18 protein-coding genes and 1 tRNA gene are annotated in these 19,383 nt (G+C 64.0%); 4 read left to right on the top strand and 15 right to left on the bottom strand.

Translation table 11 applies throughout. The annotated features are described in order from the left end of the window. Window positions 1-85: 85 nt before the first annotated feature. From alr to rsfS, 7 genes are all read right to left on the bottom strand, one after another. Window positions 86-1,237 carry an alanine racemase gene (alr, locus tag LB535_RS21065; RefSeq protein WP_224633559.1) on the bottom strand — a complete coding sequence of 384 codons (1,152 nt, stop codon included), beginning with the start codon at window positions 1,235-1,237 and terminating at the stop codon, window positions 86-88. Between the two features lie 76 nt (window positions 1,238-1,313). Next, entirely contained in the window at window positions 1,314-1,829 is a 516-nt protein-coding gene (locus LB535_RS21060; protein ID WP_224633558.1) for an RNA pyrophosphohydrolase, read from the bottom strand. A gap of 188 nt (window positions 1,830-2,017) precedes the next feature. Then, window positions 2,018-3,208: a divergent polysaccharide deacetylase family protein gene (locus tag LB535_RS21055; protein ID WP_224633557.1), complete on the bottom strand. Its 1,191-nt coding sequence runs from the start codon at window positions 3,206-3,208 to the stop codon at window positions 2,018-2,020. Between the two features lie 184 nt (window positions 3,209-3,392). Continuing rightward, complete coding sequence (locus LB535_RS21050; protein WP_224633556.1) at window positions 3,393-4,724, bottom strand: S41 family peptidase; 1,332 nt, start codon at window positions 4,722-4,724, stop codon at window positions 3,393-3,395. Between the two features lies 1 nt (window position 4,725). Beyond that, window positions 4,726-6,060: a murein hydrolase activator EnvC family protein gene (locus tag LB535_RS21045; protein ID WP_224633555.1), complete on the bottom strand. Its 1,335-nt coding sequence runs from the start codon at window positions 6,058-6,060 to the stop codon at window positions 4,726-4,728. 195 nt (window positions 6,061-6,255) lie between these two features. Further along, complete coding sequence (gene rlmH, locus LB535_RS21040) at window positions 6,256-6,738, bottom strand: 23S rRNA (pseudouridine(1915)-N(3))-methyltransferase RlmH (protein WP_224633554.1); 483 nt, start codon at window positions 6,736-6,738, stop codon at window positions 6,256-6,258. Window positions 6,739-6,800: 62 nt separating this feature from the next. Beyond that, window positions 6,801-7,178, bottom strand: coding sequence for a ribosome silencing factor (gene rsfS, locus LB535_RS21035; RefSeq protein WP_224633553.1), 378 nt, complete (start codon window positions 7,176-7,178; stop codon window positions 6,801-6,803). A gap of 244 nt (window positions 7,179-7,422) precedes the next feature. Here rsfS and LB535_RS21030 point away from each other — a divergent pair, with 244 nt between their 5' ends. Further along, on the top strand, window positions 7,423-8,274 hold the full coding sequence (locus LB535_RS21030) for a mechanosensitive ion channel family protein (RefSeq protein ID WP_224633608.1): 852 nt from the start codon (window positions 7,423-7,425) through the stop codon (window positions 8,272-8,274). A gap of 27 nt (window positions 8,275-8,301) precedes the next feature. Here the strand turns inward: LB535_RS21030 and LB535_RS21025 are convergent, their stop codons facing one another. From LB535_RS21025 to obgE, 5 genes are all read right to left on the bottom strand, one after another. Then, window positions 8,302-9,588 carry an MFS transporter gene (locus tag LB535_RS21025; protein ID WP_224633552.1) on the bottom strand — a complete coding sequence of 429 codons (1,287 nt, stop codon included), beginning with the start codon at window positions 9,586-9,588 and terminating at the stop codon, window positions 8,302-8,304. Window positions 9,589-9,831: 243 nt separating this feature from the next. Next, window positions 9,832-10,419 (bottom strand): nicotinate-nucleotide adenylyltransferase, encoded by a 588-nt coding sequence (locus LB535_RS21020; RefSeq protein ID WP_224633607.1) that lies wholly within the window; start codon window positions 10,417-10,419, stop codon window positions 9,832-9,834. A 247-nt stretch (window positions 10,420-10,666) separates the two neighbouring features. Continuing rightward, a complete protein-coding gene (locus LB535_RS21015; protein WP_224633551.1) occupies window positions 10,667-11,953 on the bottom strand; it encodes a glutamate-5-semialdehyde dehydrogenase in 1,287 nt (428 codons plus the stop codon). A gap of 76 nt (window positions 11,954-12,029) precedes the next feature. Next, on the bottom strand, window positions 12,030-13,169 hold the full coding sequence (gene proB, locus LB535_RS21010; RefSeq protein ID WP_224633550.1) for a glutamate 5-kinase: 1,140 nt from the start codon (window positions 13,167-13,169) through the stop codon (window positions 12,030-12,032). Between the two features lie 5 nt (window positions 13,170-13,174). Continuing rightward, a complete protein-coding gene (gene obgE, locus LB535_RS21005) occupies window positions 13,175-14,203 on the bottom strand; it encodes a GTPase ObgE (protein WP_224608706.1) in 1,029 nt (342 codons plus the stop codon). A 142-nt stretch (window positions 14,204-14,345) separates the two neighbouring features. Between obgE and LB535_RS21000 the strand changes: the two genes are divergently transcribed. Then, window positions 14,346-15,209, top strand: a complete 864-nt coding sequence (locus LB535_RS21000) for an endonuclease/exonuclease/phosphatase family protein (RefSeq protein ID WP_140841794.1) — start codon at window positions 14,346-14,348, stop codon at window positions 15,207-15,209. Window positions 15,210-15,392: 183 nt separating this feature from the next. Here the strand turns inward: LB535_RS21000 and LB535_RS20995 are convergent, their stop codons facing one another. From LB535_RS20995 to LB535_RS20985, 3 genes are all read right to left on the bottom strand, one after another. Beyond that, the gene (locus LB535_RS20995) at window positions 15,393-15,980 is read right to left on the bottom strand and encodes a GNAT family N-acetyltransferase (protein WP_224608702.1); all 588 of its coding nucleotides are present in this window, start codon (window positions 15,978-15,980) and stop codon (window positions 15,393-15,395) included. A 126-nt stretch (window positions 15,981-16,106) separates the two neighbouring features. Continuing rightward, on the bottom strand, window positions 16,107-16,376 hold the full coding sequence (gene rpmA / locus LB535_RS20990; RefSeq protein WP_095767205.1) for a 50S ribosomal protein L27: 270 nt from the start codon (window positions 16,374-16,376) through the stop codon (window positions 16,107-16,109). A 115-nt stretch (window positions 16,377-16,491) separates the two neighbouring features. Next, window positions 16,492-17,190: a 50S ribosomal protein L21 gene (locus LB535_RS20985; protein ID WP_224528228.1), complete on the bottom strand. Its 699-nt coding sequence runs from the start codon at window positions 17,188-17,190 to the stop codon at window positions 16,492-16,494. Window positions 17,191-17,516: 326 nt separating this feature from the next. Between LB535_RS20985 and LB535_RS20980 the strand changes: the two genes are divergently transcribed. Both LB535_RS20980 and LB535_RS20975 read left to right on the top strand, forming a co-directional pair. Beyond that, window positions 17,517-17,606, top strand: a tRNA-Ser gene (locus LB535_RS20980). Window positions 17,607-17,999: 393 nt separating this feature from the next. Next, window positions 18,000-19,379, top strand: a complete 1,380-nt coding sequence (locus LB535_RS20975; protein WP_224633549.1) for a helix-turn-helix domain-containing protein — start codon at window positions 18,000-18,002, stop codon at window positions 19,377-19,379. Window positions 19,380-19,383: the final 4 nt, after the last annotated feature.

Raw genomic sequence — 19,383 nt, 5'->3', positions numbered from 1 at the left:
AAGGCTCCCTCAAAGGCCGATCATGCCGCCCGAGGCATGGCCATTCCCTGTCTGCCGGATTTTGCGGCACCCGCCAAGGGCTGCGTTATCCGCCGATGTAACAGCGGTGAAAGCGCGTGCCCAAGCTGGTCAATATCTCATAGCCGATGGTGCCGGCATGGCCGGCCGCATCGTCGACGCTTTGCGACGGACCGATGAGCTCGACGAGGTCACCTTCGCCGAGCCGACCTGCCGGAAGCCCCGAAATGTCGAGGATGATCGAGTCCATCGACACGCGCCCGACGAAGGGCAGTCGCACGCCCTCGAACCAGGCGGCCGAAGCGGCGCGACGGTGCCAGCCGTCGCCGTAGCCCAGCGAAATGGTCGCGAGATCGAGCAGCCCGTCCGCATGGCGGGTATGGCCGTAGCCGATACCGGCGCCGGCGTCGACCTGCCGCGTCTGCGCCACCTTGGCTTGCAGCCGTATGACCGGCAGCATCGGATTGGGCGCGGTGGGCGTCGGGTTGACGCCGTAGAGCGCCGCCCCCGGACGGGCAAGGTCGTAGTGATAGGCCGGTCCGAGAAAGATGCCGGACGAGTTGGCCAAGGAGGCGGGCGCCGCGGGCAGCATCCTGCGCAGCCTTTCGAATTCGTGCCGCTGCCTCTCGTTCGCCGCCTGTTGCGGCTCGTCGGCGCGGGCGAGATGGCTCATGACAAAACGAATGTCGACGCCATCGAAGGCGCCGGTCTCCCCCGCGACCGCCTCGACTTCCGCCGGCGCCATGCCGAGCCTTGCCATGCCGCTGTCGACCTGGATGGCGGCGGCAAGGCTTTGGCCCATGCCTCGCGCGGTCTCGCGCCAGGCCTTAAGCTGCATGGCGCTGTTGATGACCGGCCAAAGCCCGGCCGCCGCGGCTTCCGGTTCAGAACCCGGAGGCAGCCCGTTCAGCACGAAGATGTCCGGCCTCGGGCCGATCGCCTTGCGCAGCGCGATACCTTCGCCGAGCAGCGCGACGAAGAAGATGTCGCAGCCCTCTTTCGCCAGCGCCGAGGCCACTTGCGCGGCGCCAAGTCCGTAGCCGTCGGCCTTGAGCACGCCGGCGCAGCGGACGCCGCTCAGCCGCGCCTTCAGCCGGCGGTAGTTTTCCCGGATGGCGCCGAGGTCGATCGTCAGGATCGCGCCGGCGGCCGCCTCGCTCACGGTCGAACCACTGCTTGCATCATGTTCCGGAAACCCGCGTCCGGTGTCGTCGCTCATGGCGACCCCCGCTCATTGCATCGGCAATCAATACGGCCATGGGGCGGCCGCGACAACCGGGACAGATGGCGGCCGCTCAAGGGACGAGATGCTGGAACGCCGCCACCACCTGCTCATAGACCTTGCGCTTGAATGGCACGATCAGGTCGGGCAGCTCCCGCATCGGCCGCCAGGCCCATTCATCGAACTCGGCCTTATGGCCACCGGGAGGCGGATTGATCTCGATCTCGCCTTCGTCGCCATCGAAGCGGTAGGCGAACCATTTCTGCGTCTGGCCGCGATAGCGGCCCTTGAAGGCGACGCCGACCAGATGCTCCGGCAGGTCGTAATTGATCCAGCGCGGCGCCTCGGCCAGCAGCGACACGCTGCGCATGCCGGTCTCCTCGTAGAGCTCGCGCCCGGCGGCCTCGATCGGCTCTTCGCCCTTGTCGATGCCGCCCTGCGGCATCTGCCAAAGCTGCGTCGTGCCGGCAAACTCGCTGTCCGGTTCGGCGATGCGGTGCCCAACCCAGACCAGACCTGCTTTGTTGAGGATCATCAGCCCGACGCACGGACGGTAAGGCAGCGTTTCGGGATCGATCGTCTTGGCCATGGGGGCAGCGTTCCGTGTGAGTAGAGTAGTGAGTAGTGAATGGTGAATGGTGAATGGTGAATGGTGAATGGTGAATGGTGAATGGTGACGGCACCAAACACCGTGGCGCGGCACTGAAAATCTTCTACTACTTACTACTTACTAATCACTATTCACTATTCACTATTCACCACTGACCATTCACCCAGCTAGCCTTTTTGCGGATCGATCGCCACCGCCGAGATCGGCACGATCTCTATGCCGCGCTTCTTCGCTTCGGCAATCCACGACGTGACCGTATCGACGGTGATATCGAAGGCCGAACCGATGCCGACGGCGCTGCCCTTGGCCCGCGCCGTCGCTTCCAGGCTGTCCAACTTCTTGAGGATTTCGCCGCGATCCTGGACGGCATCGATCGCCATGTCACCGGCTACGAATGGCACGCCATCCTTCAACGCCAGGTCAGGCGCCACACTGCGCGATGACGAGCCGTCGTCGATATAGGCAAGCCCCCGCTTGCCGAGCTCGGCCATGAACGGCTCCATCGCCGCGGCGTCGGCCGAGAAGCGCGCGCCCATATAGTTCATGACCCCGGTATAGTTGGTCGTGCGCGACAGGGCCCAGTGCAGGCTCTTCAGGTTCTCGTCCGGGCTGGCCGCGACAGTCAGCGTGTTGCGGCCGGGATTGACGTTGGGATAATCGAACGGCTCGAGCGGCACCTGCATGATGATCTCATGCCCGCTTTGCCTTGCCGTCTGCATCCAGCGGCCGATACTGTTGCCTTGCGGCGCGAAGGCCAACGTCACTTCGGCCGGCAGCTTGGCGATCGCTGCCTGCGTGCCGGTCTGCGAGACGGCAAGCCCGCCGATGACGATCGCCACCCGCGCCCCGCGCGCGCCTGACCAAGGCCGCGCATAGACGTCGAAGGGCCGCCGGCCGTCGGCGGAGCGCATCGGCAGCGGACCGGTGTCGCTGGCCTCGATCAGCGCCCTGTCCGGGATATGGGCGACCTTGAGATTCTGGCCGAGCGTCGAGGGATCGCGGATGACGATCGCCGCCTTCGGCGGGCCGTCGCCCTCTTCGGTCTGGACGTGGATGATCTGCGGCCCGCCGCTCTTCATCGGCGTGCTGGCCTGCGGCGCAGCCGAAACCGGAGCCGGCGCGGGCGCCGCTGCCGCCGCAGGAGCAGGCTCAGCCGTGACCTTCGGCGTCGACACGGCCACTTCTTCCGGCTTGCGGAACGGCCTTTCACGCAGCGCGATAGCGCCGGAAACACCGATCATGCCAAGCGCGGCCAGCACCGCGATGAGCGAGCCGGAGCCGATGCCGCGCGAGGCCTTGCGCTGAGGCCGGATGGTCTGTCCGAGCGGGCGTTCGATGTCCTTGCCGATCTCAGCCAAGTCGTGTTTCCCCGGAAGCACGCCAGGGTCACGTTTTTCGTGACATCTCGCGTGAACTTCGCAATCGCCGGCGCGATATCCAGACGCGTGGCGCCCCGACCGCGGTCCCCGAATCAAACTGCCGGAACCTCGCGGCCCCGGCAGCATTGCATTGCTTCGCGCAGCCGGCCAGAGCCGGACCGCATTACTGGTTCAGCACGGCCTTGTCCGGGTTCGGCGGGAACGACGGATCGGTCTTTTCGCCGCGCAGAAGCTGCTCGGCATAGATCAGCTGCAGGTCGTTCTTCGGGTCCGGCGGCACATAGGCGGCCGAGCCCGAGCCGGTGGAGCTCTCGTCGGCGCCCTTGATGTGGCCCTTGAGGTCGGATTCGCCGCGGGTCAGGTCGCGGCCCTGCAGATCCGGCGGCAACGGCTGGTCGACCTTGATGTCTGGCGTGATGCCCTTGCCCTGGATCGACTTGCCCGACGGCGTGTAATAGAGCGCCGTCGTCAGCCTGAGCGCGCCGTTCTCGCCGAGCGGGATGATGGTCTGCACCGAGCCCTTGCCGAAGGACTGCGTGCCGACCACCGTGACGCGGCGCAGGTCCTGCAGCGCGCCGGCGACGATTTCCGAGGCGCTCGCCGAGCCGCCATTGACCAGCACGATCATCGGCTTGCCGTTGATGTCGTCGACCTGCTTCGGCTTGGCGTCGAAGCGGGTGACGTCCTTCGGATCGCGGCCGCGCGTCGAGACGATCTCGCCGCGCTTGAGGAAGGCGTCCGACACGCTGACCGCCTGGTCGAGCAGGCCGCCCGGATTGAGGCGCAGATCGAGCACATAGCCCTTCAGCTTTTCGTTCGGCACCTGCTTCTTGATGTTCTCGATGGCGTTCTCGAGATCGTCATAGGTCTTCTCGGTGAAGGAAGTGATCTTCATGTAGCCGATGTCGTTCTCGACCCGGTACTTCACCGCCTTGACCTTGATGATGTCGCGCACCACCGTCAGCTCGATCGGCTTGTCGGCGCCCTGGCGCAGGATGGTGAGCTTGATCGGCGTGTTGACCGGCCCGCGCATCTTCTCGACCGCGTCGTTGAGGGTGAGGCCGCGAACCTCCTCGCCGTCGATCTTGGCGATGTAATCGCCGGAAAGCACGCCAGCCTTGGCGGCCGGCGTGTCGTCGATCGGCGTGATCACCTTGACGAGGTCGTTTTCCATGGTGACCTCGATGCCGAGGCCGCCGAACTCGCCCTTTGTCTGCACGCGCATGTCCTGCGCCTGCTCGGCATTCATGTAGGAGGAGTGCGGGTCGAGCGAGGACAACATGCCGTTGATGGCGTTCTCGACCAGCGACTTGTCGTCCGGCGGCGTCACGTAATTCGCGCGCACGCGTTCGAAGATGTCGCCGAAGATCGCCAGCTGCTTGTAGGTTTCCGAACCCGCAGCATTCGCCGCCGAACCCGGTGCGCCGTAGACCAGGCTCATTGCCGATGCGCCCATCAGCGCGCCGGCAAACAGAAGCGACAGTTTCCGCATCATTTCACGTCCTTCCAGAAAATCGGTCCGCCCACCATGGGGCCGGATCGACGGGTTTTCCATCCTTGCGGAACTCAACATAGAGTTCCAGCGCCGCATTTCCATTTCGCGAGGCCGAGGTGCTTGCCACCCGGGCCTCTCCCATCGCGCCGATCGGCTCTCCTGCGAGCACCGACTGTCCGGTCGCGACGCTGATTCTGCTCATCCCCGCCAGAACGACATGATACCCGTCGCCTGCGTTGAGGATCAAGAGTTGACCATAGGAGCGAAACGGCCCCGCATAAAGCACGTTTCCATCCGCCGGCGCGGTGACGATGGCTCCCGATTGTGTCGCAACCATGTCGCCTTGCATCGCCGCGCCATTGCCGTCGTCGGCGCCGAAACGCAGTTTGATCTTGCCGATGACAGGCAGCGCGATCTGGCCTTGCAATGCCGAAAACGGCGCCGATCCCGTGAGACGGTTCGCTTCCGGCACCGGCAGCGCAGCGAGCTCGGTGGTCGAGGCCGTGGTGTCGTTGTCCGCCGATTTGCGCTCGCCCGCCTTGGCCTGGTCCTGCGCCTTGCGCGCCTTGTCGGCCTCCAGCGAGGCGATCAGGTCCTTGAGGCTGCTCGCCTTCGCCGCCAGCTGCTGCGAATGCTGCTGCTCTGCCGCCATTGCGGCCTGGGTGTCGGCCTGCAGCTTCTTCTTGGCCTCGAGCAGCATGGTGAGCCGCTTCTTCTCCGCCGTCTGGTCGGTGACGGCGGTGGCGAGCCTGGCCCGCTCGGCCTCGATCGAGGCCGTCACACGCGTCTGCTCCTTGAGATCGGCCATCAGCCGGTCGGTCTGCTGGCGCAGTTCCGGCACCACGGCGCCGAGCAGGATGGCGCTGCGCACCGACGACAGCGCATCCTCGGGCTTGACCAGGATCGCCGGCGGCGGATTGAGCCCCATGCGCTGCAATGCGCCGAGCACTTCGGCCAGCACGTCGCGCCGCGCCATAAGCGAGGCGCGCAGCTTATTTTGCTCGGCCTTCAGCCCTTCGAGCTTGGCGCCGATGTCCTCGATGTCCTGACCGAGCTTCTGCTCCGTCATCGCCGACTGGATGAGCGCCGCGGTGATCGAAGCATAGTCCTTGCGCACCGAAGCGATGTCTGCGGCGAGCTTGCCCAGCCGCTCCGACGAGAGCGTGATCTCCTTGGAAACCTGCTCGTATTCGGCCCGGCTCTGATCCGGGTCGGGCGCAAGGTCGAGCGAATTTTCGGCCGCCTGGACCGGACCGAGCGCGACCAGGGCGGCGACAAGGGTCAAGCCGCAGCGGACGCGCCAGGCGCGCGTAATCGGGTACCAGCCTTCAGACATCAGGCCTCTAACCTATCCGCCGCTTCGTTAACGAACCATCAACCATGTTGGAAGCGCCGCTCAGAGCAATTCCAGGAAAAGTGCGTAACGGTTTCCGTCCGGGATTGCGTAAAACAGAATACCCGTTGCCGCGCGATTGAGGCAGAAATCCTGGCGTGGGCCGGCAATCCCCAGCTTCTTGACCGTCGAGCCGTATCACGATCGATGATACGGATGACCCGCCAGGATCGTCGCTATCCGGTAAAGCTGCTCGCCCAACATGACGCGAACCAGCTGGTGCGGCCAGGTCAGCGCGCCGAAGCATAGCACCAGGTCGGCCTGCTCGCGCAGGGATCTGGCATGGCCGTCGGCACCGCCGATCGCGACGACCAGCGCCTTGCGGCCGCCGTCGCGCAACTGGCCGATGCGGGCGGCCAGGTCTTCCGAGGAAAGAGACTTGCCGCGTTCGTCGAGCAGGATGAGAACGGTGCCGGACTGCAATTGCGCCTGCAGCTTCTGGGCTTCCTCGCGGCGGCGCTCGTCGGCGCTCTGTCCACGGCTCTCGGGGATTTCGACAATGCCGGCAAACTCCAGCCCGACCGCGGGCCCGCCCTTGGCGAAGCGCTCGAAATAGCGGTCGGCGAGTTCTCTCTCGGGGCCGGTCTTCATCCGGCCCACGGCATGAACGGTGATCTTCATCCTCGCCCCGGCGAGCTTGTCCTAACGCGCACCGTGACGGTTCACGGCACGCGGATCAAGGCTCAGTGCAAGGTCTCTTCCTCGAGATCCGGCGCCTGCCACATCTTTTCGAGATTGTAGAATTCGCGGACTTCGGGGCGGAAGACGTGGACGATGATGTCGCCCGAATCGATCAGGACCCAGTCGGCGCTGGCCAGCCCCTCGACGCGCGCATTGCCGAGGCCGGCATCCTTCAGCGCCTTGAGGAGATGATCGGCGACAGCCGAGACATGACGGTGCGATCGGCCCGAGGCGATGACCATATAGTCGCCGAGGCTCGATTTTCCCTGGATGTCGATTGAGACGATGTTTTCGGCCTTGGAGTCTTCCAGACTGGCAAGGATTGTGTCGATGGCGAGGGACGCGGCGTCGTTTCCGCTGATCCCTGCCGGCGAAGGCATGATGTCAGCCTTCTTCCGCAGTGCTGTTCTCAGTGTGTTTCCTTTCCCAACAAGAACAACCAAATCACCAGGCAAATCAGGTGACACCACTTAGATAGGCAGAGTTCCGTTGCAGTTTCAAGACGGGCGCCTTCGAAGCGTGATGTCCGCGCGATGTTGAGGAGGCGCTCCGCCAAGCCGCAAAAGGCGGGAACCGATGCCAGACGCACGGGTTATCGGCGCATTGACCAACGGGATACCCGCCATGCCCACCGACCCGCAAAGCGCCCTCATCACCATCCAGGCCGGGCTTGCGCAGCTGAGCACGCTGATCGTCTCCTATTCCTTCTCGGCTGTCGGCGCCGTCATCCTCCTGGTTGTCGGATATCTCGTGGCCGGGCTTGCCGAGCGCTCGATCTATGCCGGCCTCGGCCACATCCACGGCTTCGATGAGACCTTGCGGCATTTCTTCTCGCAGGTCGTGCGTTACGCCATCCTGATCCTTGTCGTCATCATGGTGCTCGGCCAATTCGGCGTGCAGACCGCCTCCATCATTGCGGCAATAGGCGCTGCCGGCCTGGCCATCGGGCTGGCGCTGCAAGGCACGCTGCAGAACATCGCCGCCGGCATCATGCTTCTGGCGCTCAGGCCCTTCCGCATCGGCGAATATGTCGAGGTCGGCGCGATTGCCGGCACCATCGAGGAGATCGGTCTCTTCGCCACCAAGCTGCGCTCCGTCGACGGTGTCTATGTGATGGCGCCCAACTCGACGCTGTGGAACCAGCCGGTGCGCAATTTCACCCGCAACGGCGTGCGGCGCACCGACGTCACCTTGAGCATCGGCTCGTGGAACGACATCGACCGCGCGCAAAAGACGCTGCTTGCCATCGCCGCCGCCGAAAAGCGCATCCGGCGCGAACCGGCGCCGATCGCCTTCGTGGCCAGTCTCGGCGACACCACCGTTTCACTCGCCTTGCGCTACTGGACGTCGGCCGCCGACTATTTCTCGACCCAGATCGACATGACCAAGCGCGCCAAGCAGGCTTTCGATACCGAGGGCATCTCGATCCCGCTGCCGCCTCCGGAAATGCCGGCGCCGGAGGCGCGCAAGCAATAGTCTCACCGGTTCTTCAGTGCCGGTTCTTCACTTGGAAGTGACCGACTCATCCTGCGCGAAGGCTAGCTCCACCGGCAGGGGCGTCTGCGCCGACATTGGCGCGAAACTGCCGCTTGTGGCCGCAGGTGTCGGCCGGCCGGCCATCACGCGCCACAGCACGAACAGGCAGAAGGCCGAGGCGATGACGATGCCGACATAGATGAAGGTCGCGGTGCCGAAGACGGCGGAAAGCGCCGTCACGATGCCGGGCACGATGAAGCCGGCCAGCGACCAGGCGAACAGCATCGAGCTCGACAGCGCCAGAAGCTCGTCCTTGCCGGCGCGGTCGGCGGCATGCGCGCTGGAGAGCGCGTAGATCGATTCCGACGCTCCGTCCCAGATGAGATAGATCACCACCAGCGCCATCAGCGCGCCGCCGTCGAAGACGATGGCAAGCACGCTGGCGATCGCCGCGAGCGCCGCCGCGCCCGCCAGCACGTAGCGCCGATCGGTGCGGTCGGACATCCAGCCGAGCGGAATCTGCAGGATCAGCGTGCCGACCGGCATCGCCGACAACAGCAGCGCGACGTCGGCCTGGCTGTAGCCCTTGGCGGTGGCATGGATCGGCGCGAAGCCGGAGACGATCATCGACAGCCCGCCGACGGCGAGCATGCCTGCGACACCGACCGGCGAGATGCGCCAGGCGCGGCGCAACGCCACCGATGCGGCCTGCGGCGCCGGCGGCTGCGCCAGCCGCGTCATGCCGACCGGCAGGATGGAGAGCGCCGTGAAGGTGATGCCGATCAGCGCCGCCGCGGCCGTGTGGATGTCGATCGCGGCGAGCGTCGCATAACCCACGCCGAGCCCGCCTATATAGGCGACATAGAACACCGCCATCACCCGGCCGCGAATCGAATTCGGCAAGGCATCGTTCAGCCAGCTCTGCGCGACGATGAACAGCCCGCAGATGGCGAAGCCGTAAAGCGCCCGCGCGGCGATCCATAGAAGCGGTATCGGCCCGGCTCCGATCGCGGCATTGGAAAGCGCGATCAGCGCCGAAAGCACCATGAAGGCGCGGGCGTGACCCACTCGCTTGACGAGCGGCCCGGTCAGGATGCAGCCGGCCAGCCCGCCGGCCGAAAGCCCTGTGACGATCAGCCCGGCCCAGGTCGGGTCGAACCCGTCGGCGCCGAGACGCACCGGGATGTAGGCGAACATCAGCCCATTGCCGATCGCGATCAGCGCCATCGACACGATGACGCTGGCAATGGCAATAAGCGGCGCCGATTGCACGGCACGGGCGGGTTCGGTTGTGGTGGGGTTCTGCTTCAACATGTCCGCACAGCTTGGTCTACGGACAGGAAAAAAGCCGCCGTAAAAGCGACATGGCGCGCTTTCCCTTCCCCCTTTGTGGGGGAAGGTGGATTGCCGCGAAGCGGCAAGACGGATGAGGGGTGTTCCAGTGGAGTGAGACGCTTGCGATTGCGGCTTTAGTGAGCGCATTCGCCAAGCTGGAACACCCCTCATCCGTCGCCTTCGGCGACACCTTCTCCCACAAGGGGAGAAGGGGGAGCTCTTCTACCCCTCCGCCGCCTTGCGGAGCGCGGTGGAGGAGAGCGAGGAGCGCGGACCGTGGATGAAGGTCCAGGCCGGCGCCGGCATGCGGGCAAGCAGCGGCGCGTCGCCCTCGTCGATACGGGCATAGTCGAAGGTTTTGGCGACGACCGACGATAGGAAGGAGAGCGTGGCGCCCGGACGATCGATGACCGCGATCGGGAAGGTCAGCACGATCTCGCGCCAGCGCTGCCAGCGGTGGAAGTCGCGCAAACTATCCGCGCCCATGATCCAGACGAAATCCACGCCCGGGTTGCGCGCCTTGACCAGGGCAAGCGTGTCGGCGGTGTAGCGCGCATGCTGCGCCGCCTCGAAGGCGGTTACCTTGATCTTCGGGTTCCTGGCGATCTTTTCGGACAGCTCGACACGCTCGGCGAGCGGCGCCAGTTCGCGCGCGCTTTTCAGCGGATTGCCGGGCGTCACCATCCACCAAAGCTGGTCGAGCGCGAGCCTTCTCAACGCGATCTCGGCGACCAGCGCATGACCGGCATGCGGCGGATTGAACGAGCCGCCGAACAGACCCACCGTCAGCCCTCTGGCGGCATGCGGCATGCGAAGGTAGCGGGCGGGGACTGGCTGCTCAGCTTGGGAAAGCATGGTGCTAGGCGCCCCCCTCTGCCCTGCCGGGCATCTCCCCCTCAAGGGGGGAGATTAGCAGCTCGTGCGCAGAGGCAAATCTTGCAGCGTGGGCGATTGGCGAAGCCCTAAATGCCAGCCAATTTCCCCCCTTGAGGGGGAGGTGGCCGGCAGGCCAGAGGGGGGGGCCTTGGCGCAAAGGCTCACACTCTAGCGGCAAGCGTCAAGGCCTCACCTGTCCAGACCCGCGCACGCGGTATTTGAACGAGGTGAGCTGCTCGACACCGACCGGTCCGCGTGCATGCATCTTGCCGGTGGCGATGCCGATCTCGGCGCCCATGCCGAACTCGCCGCCATCGGCGAACTGCGTCGAAGCATTGTGCAAGAGGATCGCCGAATCGATCTCGTTGAAAAAGCGCTCAGCCGCAGCCGTATCCTCGGCGACGATCGCCTCGGTGTGGTGCGAGGAAAACGTCTCGATATGCTCGATCGCGCCGGCGACGCCGTCGACCAGCTTCACCGCGATGACGGCGTCGAGATATTCCGTCACCCAGTCGGCATCGGTCGCCGGGCTGGCGTCGGCGAAGGCTTCCATCACCTCGGCATCGGCATGGATCTCGCAGCCGGCGGCGTGCAGCGCTTCCAGGATCGGCACCAGATGCGTGGCGGCCACCGCGCGGTCGACCAGCAAGGTCTCGGCCGCGCCGCACACGCCTGTGCGCCGCATCTTGGCGTTGACGGCGATATTGACCGCCATGTCGAGCTTGGCTGAGCGGTCGACATAGAGATGGCAGATGCCTTCCAGATGCGCGAAGACCGGCACGCGCGCCTCGGTCTGCACGCGTCCGACCAGGCTTTTGCCGCCGCGCGGGATGATGACATCGAGATTGCCGCCGAGACCTTTCAGCATCTCGCCGACGGCGGCGCGGTCGGTGGTCGGCACCAGTTGGATGGCGACCTGCGGCAGGCCGGCGGCCTTCAGCCCTTCGAGCATGCAGGCATGGATCGCGGCCGAAGAATTGATCGAGTCCGAACCGCCGCGCAGGATCACCGGATTGCCGGCCTTTAGGCAGAGCGCGCCGGCGTCCGCCGTCACATTCGGGCGGCTCTCATAGATGACGCCGATGACGCCGAGCGGCGTGCGCACGCGTTCGATGCGGAGCCCATTCGGCCGGTCCCAGGCCGCAATGGTTTCGCCGACCGGATCCTTGAGCGCGGCGATCTCGCGAATGCCGTCGGCCATCGCCTTGATGCGCGCGGGATTGAGCTTCAGCCGGTCCATGAACGAACCCGACAAGCCGGCCTCCTCGCCATTCGACGTATCGATGGCGTTGGCGTCGAGAATGGCCTGCTCGTTGCGCAGGATGGCTTCGGCCATGGCAACCAGCGCATCGTTCTTGGCCCTGGTGGAAGCGACGGCCAACGGTTGGGCGGCGGCGCGAGCGCGACGGCCGATATCGGCCATCAGCGCCACGGTGTCTTCGCCGGACTTTTCATGCAGCTTCAGCATGGTTCATCCCTCCGCCCCATCTCTTCATTCCACGCAACCCAACGGAAAACCGCTCCACGCGTTTCCTGGAATTGCTCTAGTCGTCGGCCAATACTTGGTCGCCGGCAACACTTACAACAAGGTCATCGCGATGGATCATCGCCGATCGCGCCTCATAGCCGAGGACGTTTTCGATCTCGGCCGTCTTCAGGCCTGCGATCCTTACGGCATCGGCGGCATCGTAGGCAACCAGCCCGCGCGCGATCTCGCGGCCCTCCGGAGACAGGATCGCCACCGTATCGCCGCGCGAGAAATTGCCGCTGACCAGCTTGACGCCGGCAGCCAGCAGCGACTTGCCCGACATGAGCGCACCGACGGCGCCGGCATCGACGGTGAGCCGGCCGGCCGGTTCGAGCTGCCCGGCGATCCAGGTCTTGTAACCCTTCACCGGATTGGGGCTCGGCTTGAAGAAGGTCGAGCGTTCGCCGCGTTCGATCGCCATCAGCGGCGACAGCCTGGTGCCAGAGGTGATGATCATGGCGGTGCCGGCGGCATTGGCGATCTTGCCGGCGTCGAGCTTGGTGCGCATGCCGCCGCGCGACAGTTCGGACGCGGCCGCGCCTGCCATCGCCTCGATATCCGGCGTGATGCGGTCGACCACCGGGATGAACTTCGCTTGCGGGTCCTTGGCCGGCGGCGCCGTGTAGAGCCCGTCAATGTCGGAAAGCAGCACCAGCAGGTCGGCGCCCATCATCGTCGCCACCCGCGCCGCCAGCCGATCGTTGTCGCCATAGCGGATTTCCGACGTCGCCACCGTGTCGTTCTCGTTGATGACCGGCACCGCCTTCATCTTGAGCAGGGTCGAGATCGTCGCGCGCGCATTGAGATAGCGGCGGCGTTCCTCCGTATCGCCGAGGGTCAAAAGGATCTGGCCCGACTTCAGCCCGTCCTTGCCGAGCGCGTCCGACCAGGCGCCGGCAAGCGCGATCTGACCGACGGCGGCCGCCGCCTGGCTCTCCTCGAGCTTCAGCGCGCGTCTGCCGAGGCCGAGAATGGTGCGCCCGAGCGCGATGGCGCCCGAGGAGACGACGAGCACCTCCGCGCCCGCATCGGCAAGCACCGCAATATCGCCGGCAAGCGAGGTCAGCCAGTCGCGCTTCAAACCTGTCGCGCGGTCGACGAGCAGCGCCGAACCGATCTTCACTGTGATGCGCCGGTATGATCTCAGCGATTTCATGGGTCTTATCGCCAGCGCGTGTCGACAGGAGCCGGAACGGCATCGCGCGCTTGCGCGACCACCGTCATCAGCGCGCGCAGCACGGCCTCGACGCCTTCGCCAGTGACGGCCGAAAGCAGCATCGGCGCGCGGCCGGCGGCGCGCTTCAGCGAGGCCGCCTTCTTCTTGCGGGCGTCCGCGTCGAGGATGTCGACCTGGCTGAGCGCGACGATCTCAACCTTGTCGGTCAGCCCATGGCCATAGGCTTCGAGCTCGGCGCGCACCGTCTTATACGCCTTGCCGGGATTTTCCTCCTGTGCGGAGACGAGGTGCAGCAGCACGCGGGTGCGCTCGACATGGCCGAGGAAGCGGTCGCCGATGCCCACCCCCTCATGCGCCCCCTCGATCAGGCCGGGAATGTCGGCGAGCACGAACTCGCGGCCGTCGATGCGAGCGACGCCGAGGCCGGGATAGAGCGTGGTGAACGGATAGTCGGCGATCTTCGGCTTGGCCGCGGTGACGGCCGCAAGGAAGGTCGACTTGCCGGCGTTGGGCAGGCCGACCAGGCCGGCATCTGCGATCAGCTTGAGCCGGAGCCAGATGCTCAGCTCCTCGCCCGGCAGGCCGGGATTGGCGCGCCGCGGCGCCTGGTTGGTCGAGGTCTTGAAATGCTGGTTGCCGAAGCCGCCATTGCCGCCCTTGGCAAGCAGGAAGCGCTGGCCGACGACGGTCAGGTCGCAGATCAGCGTCTCATTGTCCTCGGCAAAGATCTGCGTGCCGGCCGGCACTTTCAGCGTGATGTCGGCGCCCTTGGCCCCGGTCATGTTGCGGCCCATGCCGTGCATGCCGGTCTTGGCCTTGAAATGCTGCTGGTAGCGATAGTCGATCAGCGTGTTCAGCCCGTCGACCGCTTCCGCCCACACATCGCCGCCGCGGCCGCCATCGCCGCCATCCGGCCCGCCGAACTCGATGAACTTTTCGCGCCGGAACGACACCGATCCGGCACCGCCATCGCCGGAACGGATGTAAACCTTGGCTTGGTCGAGGAATTTCATCGTTTCAAGTTTCTGCTATTGCACTTGCGGGATTGCTCTAAACCAAGGCAGAGCCGAGGGCGAGGCCGAATTGCGACTAAAGCGCCGGATGCCCTTTCGGCGCGCACGCGGTAGCACTGGCGGGGACTAAAGGGGCGCGGGAATGAAGATCGTTTCCTACAACATCCAATACGGCATCGGCCTCGACCGCAAATACGATGTCGGGCGCATCGCCGACGCCGTGCGCGGCGCCGACGTAATCGCGCTGCAGGAAGTGACCCGCAACAACCCGCGCAACGGCGACCGCGACATGGTGGCCGAGATCAGCGAGGCGCTGCCCGATTATTTTGCCGCTTATGGCAGCAATTTCGAGGTCAATATCGGCTCGCGCCTCGAGAACGGCCGCGCCATCTCGACCTCCTTCCAGCTCGGCAACATGGTGCTGTCGAAGACACCCATTCATCTGTCGCGCAATCTCCTTCTGCCGCGCAGCCGCAGCCTCGAGGCCATGAACTTCCAGCGCGGCGCGCTCGAAGCGCTGATCGAGACGCCGCTCGGCTTCATCCGCTTCTACTCCACCCATCTCGACCACCGCAGCCCGGTCGAGCGCCAGAGCCAGATCCGCTTCCTGCGCCAGCGCCTCCTGAACTATGCGCTCGAAGGCGGCGGCCTGTCGGGCATTCCCGAGATCGGCCTGCCGGACCTGCCCTATCCGGAAGCCTTCATCGTCATGGGCGACTTCAACATGCTGCCGGGCTCGCCCGAATATGTCGAGCTCGCCGGCCGCCCGGACCATGAGTTTGGCATGCCGCTGACCGCCGATCTTGCCGTCGACGTCGCCCAGCGCCTTGCCGTCGCCGACCTCGTCACCTGGGTCGACCCCGACCGCCCAGACGACAAAAGCCGCCACAAATGCATCGACTACATCTTCACCAGCGCTTCGCTGGCCAGATCGCTGAAGCGTCTATGGTCCGACCGGGACGCCGTCGGCTCCGATCACCTGCCGCTCTGGGCCGAGCTGGGCTGAATTCTGAACTCCCCCTCATCTGGCCGCTACGCGCCACCTTCTCCCCGAGGGGAGAAGAGGTTGGCGTCGGCGCCTACCAGCTCCTCTCCCCTTGGGGAGAGGTCGGATTGCTCCGAATTGCCCTTTGCAATTCGGCTGGCAATCCGGGTGAGGGGGCGCTTGCCCAGCCCTGTGAAGCAATCGTCAAAAATGAATCCAATTCCTCAGGCTCGTCCAGGTCTTCCTGTCGAGCCTGTAGCGCTCGACCGGCACCTGGCCCGCGACGATCGAGTTCAGCATGCCCTGGCCGGCATACTGGAAGCCGCATTTGTGGATGACCCGGCGTGAGGCCGGATTGATCACCCTTGTCGAGGCATGCAGCACCTGGATCGAGGTCCGCTGGAAGGCGAGGTCGACCAGGGCGTGCGCGGCCTCGGTGGCATAGCCGCGCTTCCAGTAAGGCTCGCCGATCCAGTAGCCCAGTTCCAAGCCGCGATCGGTGGTGTTGAGCCCGGCGCAGCCGACGAAGGTGCCGGTATCCTTGAGCGTCAGGGCATAGACGATGCCGGCGCGGCGCGACGCCGCCATGGCGAGGAAGGTGCGGCCCTCGGCTTCGCCATAGGGATGCGGCATGCGGGCCAGCATTTCGGCGACATGCCGGTTGTCGGCCAGCGTGACGAGTTGCTCGAGATCGCTCTCGCGCGGGGCGCGCATGCCCAGTCGCTCGGTGGTCAGCTCCGGGCAATCGATCGCGTAACTTTCGTCTTCGGAGTCTTCCGCTTCGGCAACCATTTTAGTCCTCCAGGGCAAGAAAAAATGAAAAAGGAGAGAGGGCAAACCCATCTCTCCTGATCCTTTTCCTGGCCGGGCCAGACACCGGTTCCCGAGATGGGCGCCGGTGTTATGGTGCGGAACCGGCTACTCCGCTGCTTTGGTAATCGGGTTCACCGATACGTAGGTTCGGCCGTTGGCTTTCTTGTTGAAGGTGACTGCGCCGGCTTCGAGCGCAAAAAGGGTGTGGTCCGTGCCCATGCCAACATTGGTGCCCGGATGCCATTGCGTGCCGCGCTGACGAATAATGATGTTGCCGGCGATGACGGCTTCGCCGCCGAACTTCTTCACGCCGAGACGCTTGGAGTGCGAATCGCGACCGTTGCGCGACGAACCGCCAGCTTTCTTGTGTGCCATTTGACTAACTCCGATGCGCCCTGAGGCGCTTGAATGGTCTTATGAACGCGTTCGCGTTCCGTTTCAAGTGCGCACCGGCGACGATTGTCGCCGGGCCATCTTATTTCAACCTGCCTTACTTCTTCGCCAGTTCCTTGGCCTGCTCGCGCCAGTCCTTGATCTGGTCGGCGCTGAACGGCATGTGCTCGTCGATCTTGGCGACATCCTTGTCGGTGAGCTTGGCGAGCTGCGCGAAGGTGACGATGCCCTGTTCGGCGAGGTCCTTCGCCGCGACCGGGCCGATGCCCTTGATCACGGTCAGGTCATCCGGCTCGCCCTTCGGCGCCTTGAACAGCGGCGCGGCCTTTGCCTCTTCGCCGGAAGCGGCCTCAGACTTGGGCTCCTTCTTGGCCTTGGCCTCCTTCGGAGCGGCTTCGGCCTTTGCCTCGGCGGCGACTTCCGCCTTGGCTTCGGGGGCCTTGGCCTCTGCCTTGGCGGCGGCCTTCTTCGACGGCTTGGCGCCGCCCAGCAGGATCTCGGCGATCCTGACGGTGGTCAAAAGCTGGCGGTGGCCGATCTTGCGGCGCGAATTCTGGCGGCGGCGCTTCTTGAAAGCGATGACGGTGCGGTTCTTACCCTGCTCGACGACTTCCGCCGTGACCAGAGCGCCATCGACGAACGGCGCGCCGAAGGTGACATTCTCGCCCTCGCCATGCGCGAGCACATTGCCGATCTCGACGATGTCGCCGACCTTGGCTTCGAGTTTCTCGATCTTCAGGAGATCGTTGGCGGCGACGCGATACTGCTTGCCGCCCGTTTTGATGACTGCGAACATTTTTTGCCTTTCGCTGTTCGGTCGGCCTCGATGAACCGCCTCGGGCGGTTCGGCCGTCTTTTTGTCAGTCTGCGGGTTCAAAAAACAAGCGGCGCGGAAAAGCCTCCACGCCGAATGCGGGCTGTCCCTAACCGAAGGTTGCGCCGGAGTCAAGGCAAGCGGCTTGTCCTTGGAGAGGCCGCGAGCGACGTTGCCGGCAAATATCGTTCCGTCCCGTCGCAATCGCTTTTTGCGGAAGCTGGAAATCGGGCGAATAGGGCCTTGTAACCGGAGCAGTCAGCCGTTATCTAGTGCGCCGCGCCGGCAACGGCCGACCATGACCTCGCGGAGAGGTGGCAGAGTGGTCGAATGCACCGCACTCGAAATGCGGCATACTCGCAAGGGTATCGGGGGTTCGAATCCCTCCCTCTCCGCCACTGGGTTGATCTAACTATCTGGAAAAACAGGATCTTCCTGACTGCATCAAATCCATCCCCATTATCTTCCCCACTTGCCGTCTCAGGTTGAATGTAGGCAGTTCGTCGGCAGCCCGGCTTTCCGTTGCTGCGCCATGTCGTTACCCTACCCACCCGTACCCCCGGCAGTAGCGGGATGGCCTTCAGCGCATTGCAGACTAAGCACTACGAAGGCCGGCAAAAAATCGCGCAAAAAATTTCCAAACGCCGACGCGTTGTCGGCTCAAGAGCATCAGGCTGCGCGATCCGCTACCCCTTTTCTGACGCCGAGATCGCGGGAAATGTAGACCATTCTCCTAAGAAAATTTACTACGCCTGCGTTACCGATTGGTCTCACGATAAGGCACGAATAACATGAAGGCTGCCGAAATCTACGATGCCGCATTCCTTACAAGCTTGATAGATCATCGGCGCGAGGAACCCGACATTGAGTACAAGGCCTGGCTGGATCTCTCCTCTCCAGAAGCCCGGGCCAAGATCGCCAAGCACCTTTGTGCTCTATCCAATTTTGGTGGCGGCTGGTTGGTTTTCGGCATTGCCAATGACGGAAGCTATTCCGAACCACATCCGGAGAACTTACAGGGTTACCATCAGGACACAATCAACGGTATAGTGGACAAATATCTCGCTCCGGCTTTTCATTGCCAGGTGTACAACGGCACCTCGTCTGTAACCGGAAAGTTATATCCAATAGTAAGGGTGCCTCCGCACGGAGTGACTCCTATTTGCGCAAAGGCGAATGGACCTATTGTTGGAAAGACGATTTCTGGAGTTGCACAGGGGGTCCATTATATTAGAGTACCTGGACCAAAATCGGTTCCCGTGGAATCACCAAGTCTTTGGAGGGAATTGATTCACAGATGTGTAGTCAACGAGCGTGAGAGTTTACTTGGATCGATAGGGCGGCTATTTGATCGACCGGCTCAGTTGGTTGAGGCTAATGCTCTCGACCAATTGATCATGGATGCCGAATCTCTTTGGATTGACAGCGTTCCGGAAAGCGGTTGGCCGGCGGATCCGAAGACAACGCGGACTATTTTCGCTTTCCGTTTGCTTGGCCCTGAAAGACAAAGGCCAGAGCCTTTAGCACTGAAGGCGCTCCAAACAGCGCTGCGGCAAGCGTCGAATGTGGCGGATGCCGCTATTCAACAGGGATGGTCGTTCTTTTTGGAATCCGGCGGCGCTGGGCAACGCCCCAAAGTCACATTGGTGAACGAGGTGGAGGGCTATGAGGCCTTGATGGTCGCAGACGGCGACAGTTTCAGCATGACACCCACGCTTTGGCGCGCAATGATAGACGGAACCGGATTCGAAATTAGGTTGCAGGATGAGGATTCCAGTTGGCTGATAGACGCGGTAAATGCGCGTCGTTCCAGGGTTTGGCTGGCCGGAGATCGCCTTGCCCCGATACTGCAACTTCGTCGCGCCTGGCAGTTTCTTGCGTTTGTCCGAGCGTTCGCGAGCAATTTTCCGGACGCCGTAAGTGTCCAGCTGTCTGTCGATTATAAAGGATTGGCTGGGCGCTCTCTCGACGATCCGATGCCCGGGCGCCTTATGGGGTTCTACCCGGTCGCTCATGTCGATCAACGACGCGAGAAGATTGAGAGCTCTGTTGAGGCGCTTGCAGGCGACGGCATAAACGAGGCGGCAATCAAGCTTCTTTCTCCCATCATACGGCTCTTCGACGGCCATGACATTTCGTCTGGCGGATTGATATCGCGGCTACACAAATAATCGG

Origin of the sequence: Mesorhizobium sp. CA10, from assembly GCF_020165285.1 — a bacterium.
Taxonomy (GTDB): Bacteria; Pseudomonadota; Alphaproteobacteria; order Rhizobiales; family Rhizobiaceae; genus Mesorhizobium.
This window is presented reverse-complemented; position numbering and strand designations above follow the sequence as displayed.

What these genes read in the sequence shown, in the direction of transcription:
- LB535_RS21020 (WP_224633607.1), bottom strand. Translation starts at nt 10,419, where the DNA reads ATGCCGCATGCCGCCAGAGGGCTGACGGTGGGTCTGTTCGGCGGCTCG.
- LB535_RS21050 (WP_224633556.1), bottom strand. Translation starts at nt 4,724, where the DNA reads ATGATGCGGAAACTGTCGCTTCTGTTTGCCGGCGCGCTGATGGGCGCA.
- obgE (WP_224608706.1), bottom strand. Translation starts at nt 14,203, where the DNA reads ATGAAATTCCTCGACCAAGCCAAGGTTTACATCCGTTCCGGCGATGGC.
- LB535_RS21030 (WP_224633608.1), top strand. Translation starts at nt 7,423, where the DNA reads ATGCCCACCGACCCGCAAAGCGCCCTCATCACCATCCAGGCCGGGCTT.
- LB535_RS20985 (WP_224528228.1), bottom strand. Translation starts at nt 17,190, where the DNA reads ATGTTCGCAGTCATCAAAACGGGCGGCAAGCAGTATCGCGTCGCCGCC.
- rsfS (WP_224633553.1), bottom strand. Translation starts at nt 7,178, where the DNA reads ATGCCTTCGCCGGCAGGGATCAGCGGAAACGACGCCGCGTCCCTCGCC.
- LB535_RS21045 (WP_224633555.1), bottom strand. Translation starts at nt 6,060, where the DNA reads ATGTCTGAAGGCTGGTACCCGATTACGCGCGCCTGGCGCGTCCGCTGC.
- LB535_RS20995 (WP_224608702.1), bottom strand. Translation starts at nt 15,980, where the DNA reads ATGGTTGCCGAAGCGGAAGACTCCGAAGACGAAAGTTACGCGATCGAT.
- rpmA (WP_095767205.1), bottom strand. Translation starts at nt 16,376, where the DNA reads ATGGCACACAAGAAAGCTGGCGGTTCGTCGCGCAACGGTCGCGATTCG.
- LB535_RS21015 (WP_224633551.1), bottom strand. Translation starts at nt 11,953, where the DNA reads ATGCTGAAGCTGCATGAAAAGTCCGGCGAAGACACCGTGGCGCTGATG.
- LB535_RS21060 (WP_224633558.1), bottom strand. Translation starts at nt 1,829, where the DNA reads ATGGCCAAGACGATCGATCCCGAAACGCTGCCTTACCGTCCGTGCGTC.
- LB535_RS21000 (WP_140841794.1), top strand. Translation starts at nt 14,346, where the DNA reads ATGAAGATCGTTTCCTACAACATCCAATACGGCATCGGCCTCGACCGC.
- LB535_RS20975 (WP_224633549.1), top strand. Translation starts at nt 18,000, where the DNA reads ATGAAGGCTGCCGAAATCTACGATGCCGCATTCCTTACAAGCTTGATA.
- alr (WP_224633559.1), bottom strand. Translation starts at nt 1,237, where the DNA reads ATGAGCGACGACACCGGACGCGGGTTTCCGGAACATGATGCAAGCAGT.
- proB (WP_224633550.1), bottom strand. Translation starts at nt 13,169, where the DNA reads ATGAAATCGCTGAGATCATACCGGCGCATCACAGTGAAGATCGGTTCG.
- LB535_RS21025 (WP_224633552.1), bottom strand. Translation starts at nt 9,588, where the DNA reads ATGTTGAAGCAGAACCCCACCACAACCGAACCCGCCCGTGCCGTGCAA.
- rlmH (WP_224633554.1), bottom strand. Translation starts at nt 6,738, where the DNA reads ATGAAGATCACCGTTCATGCCGTGGGCCGGATGAAGACCGGCCCCGAG.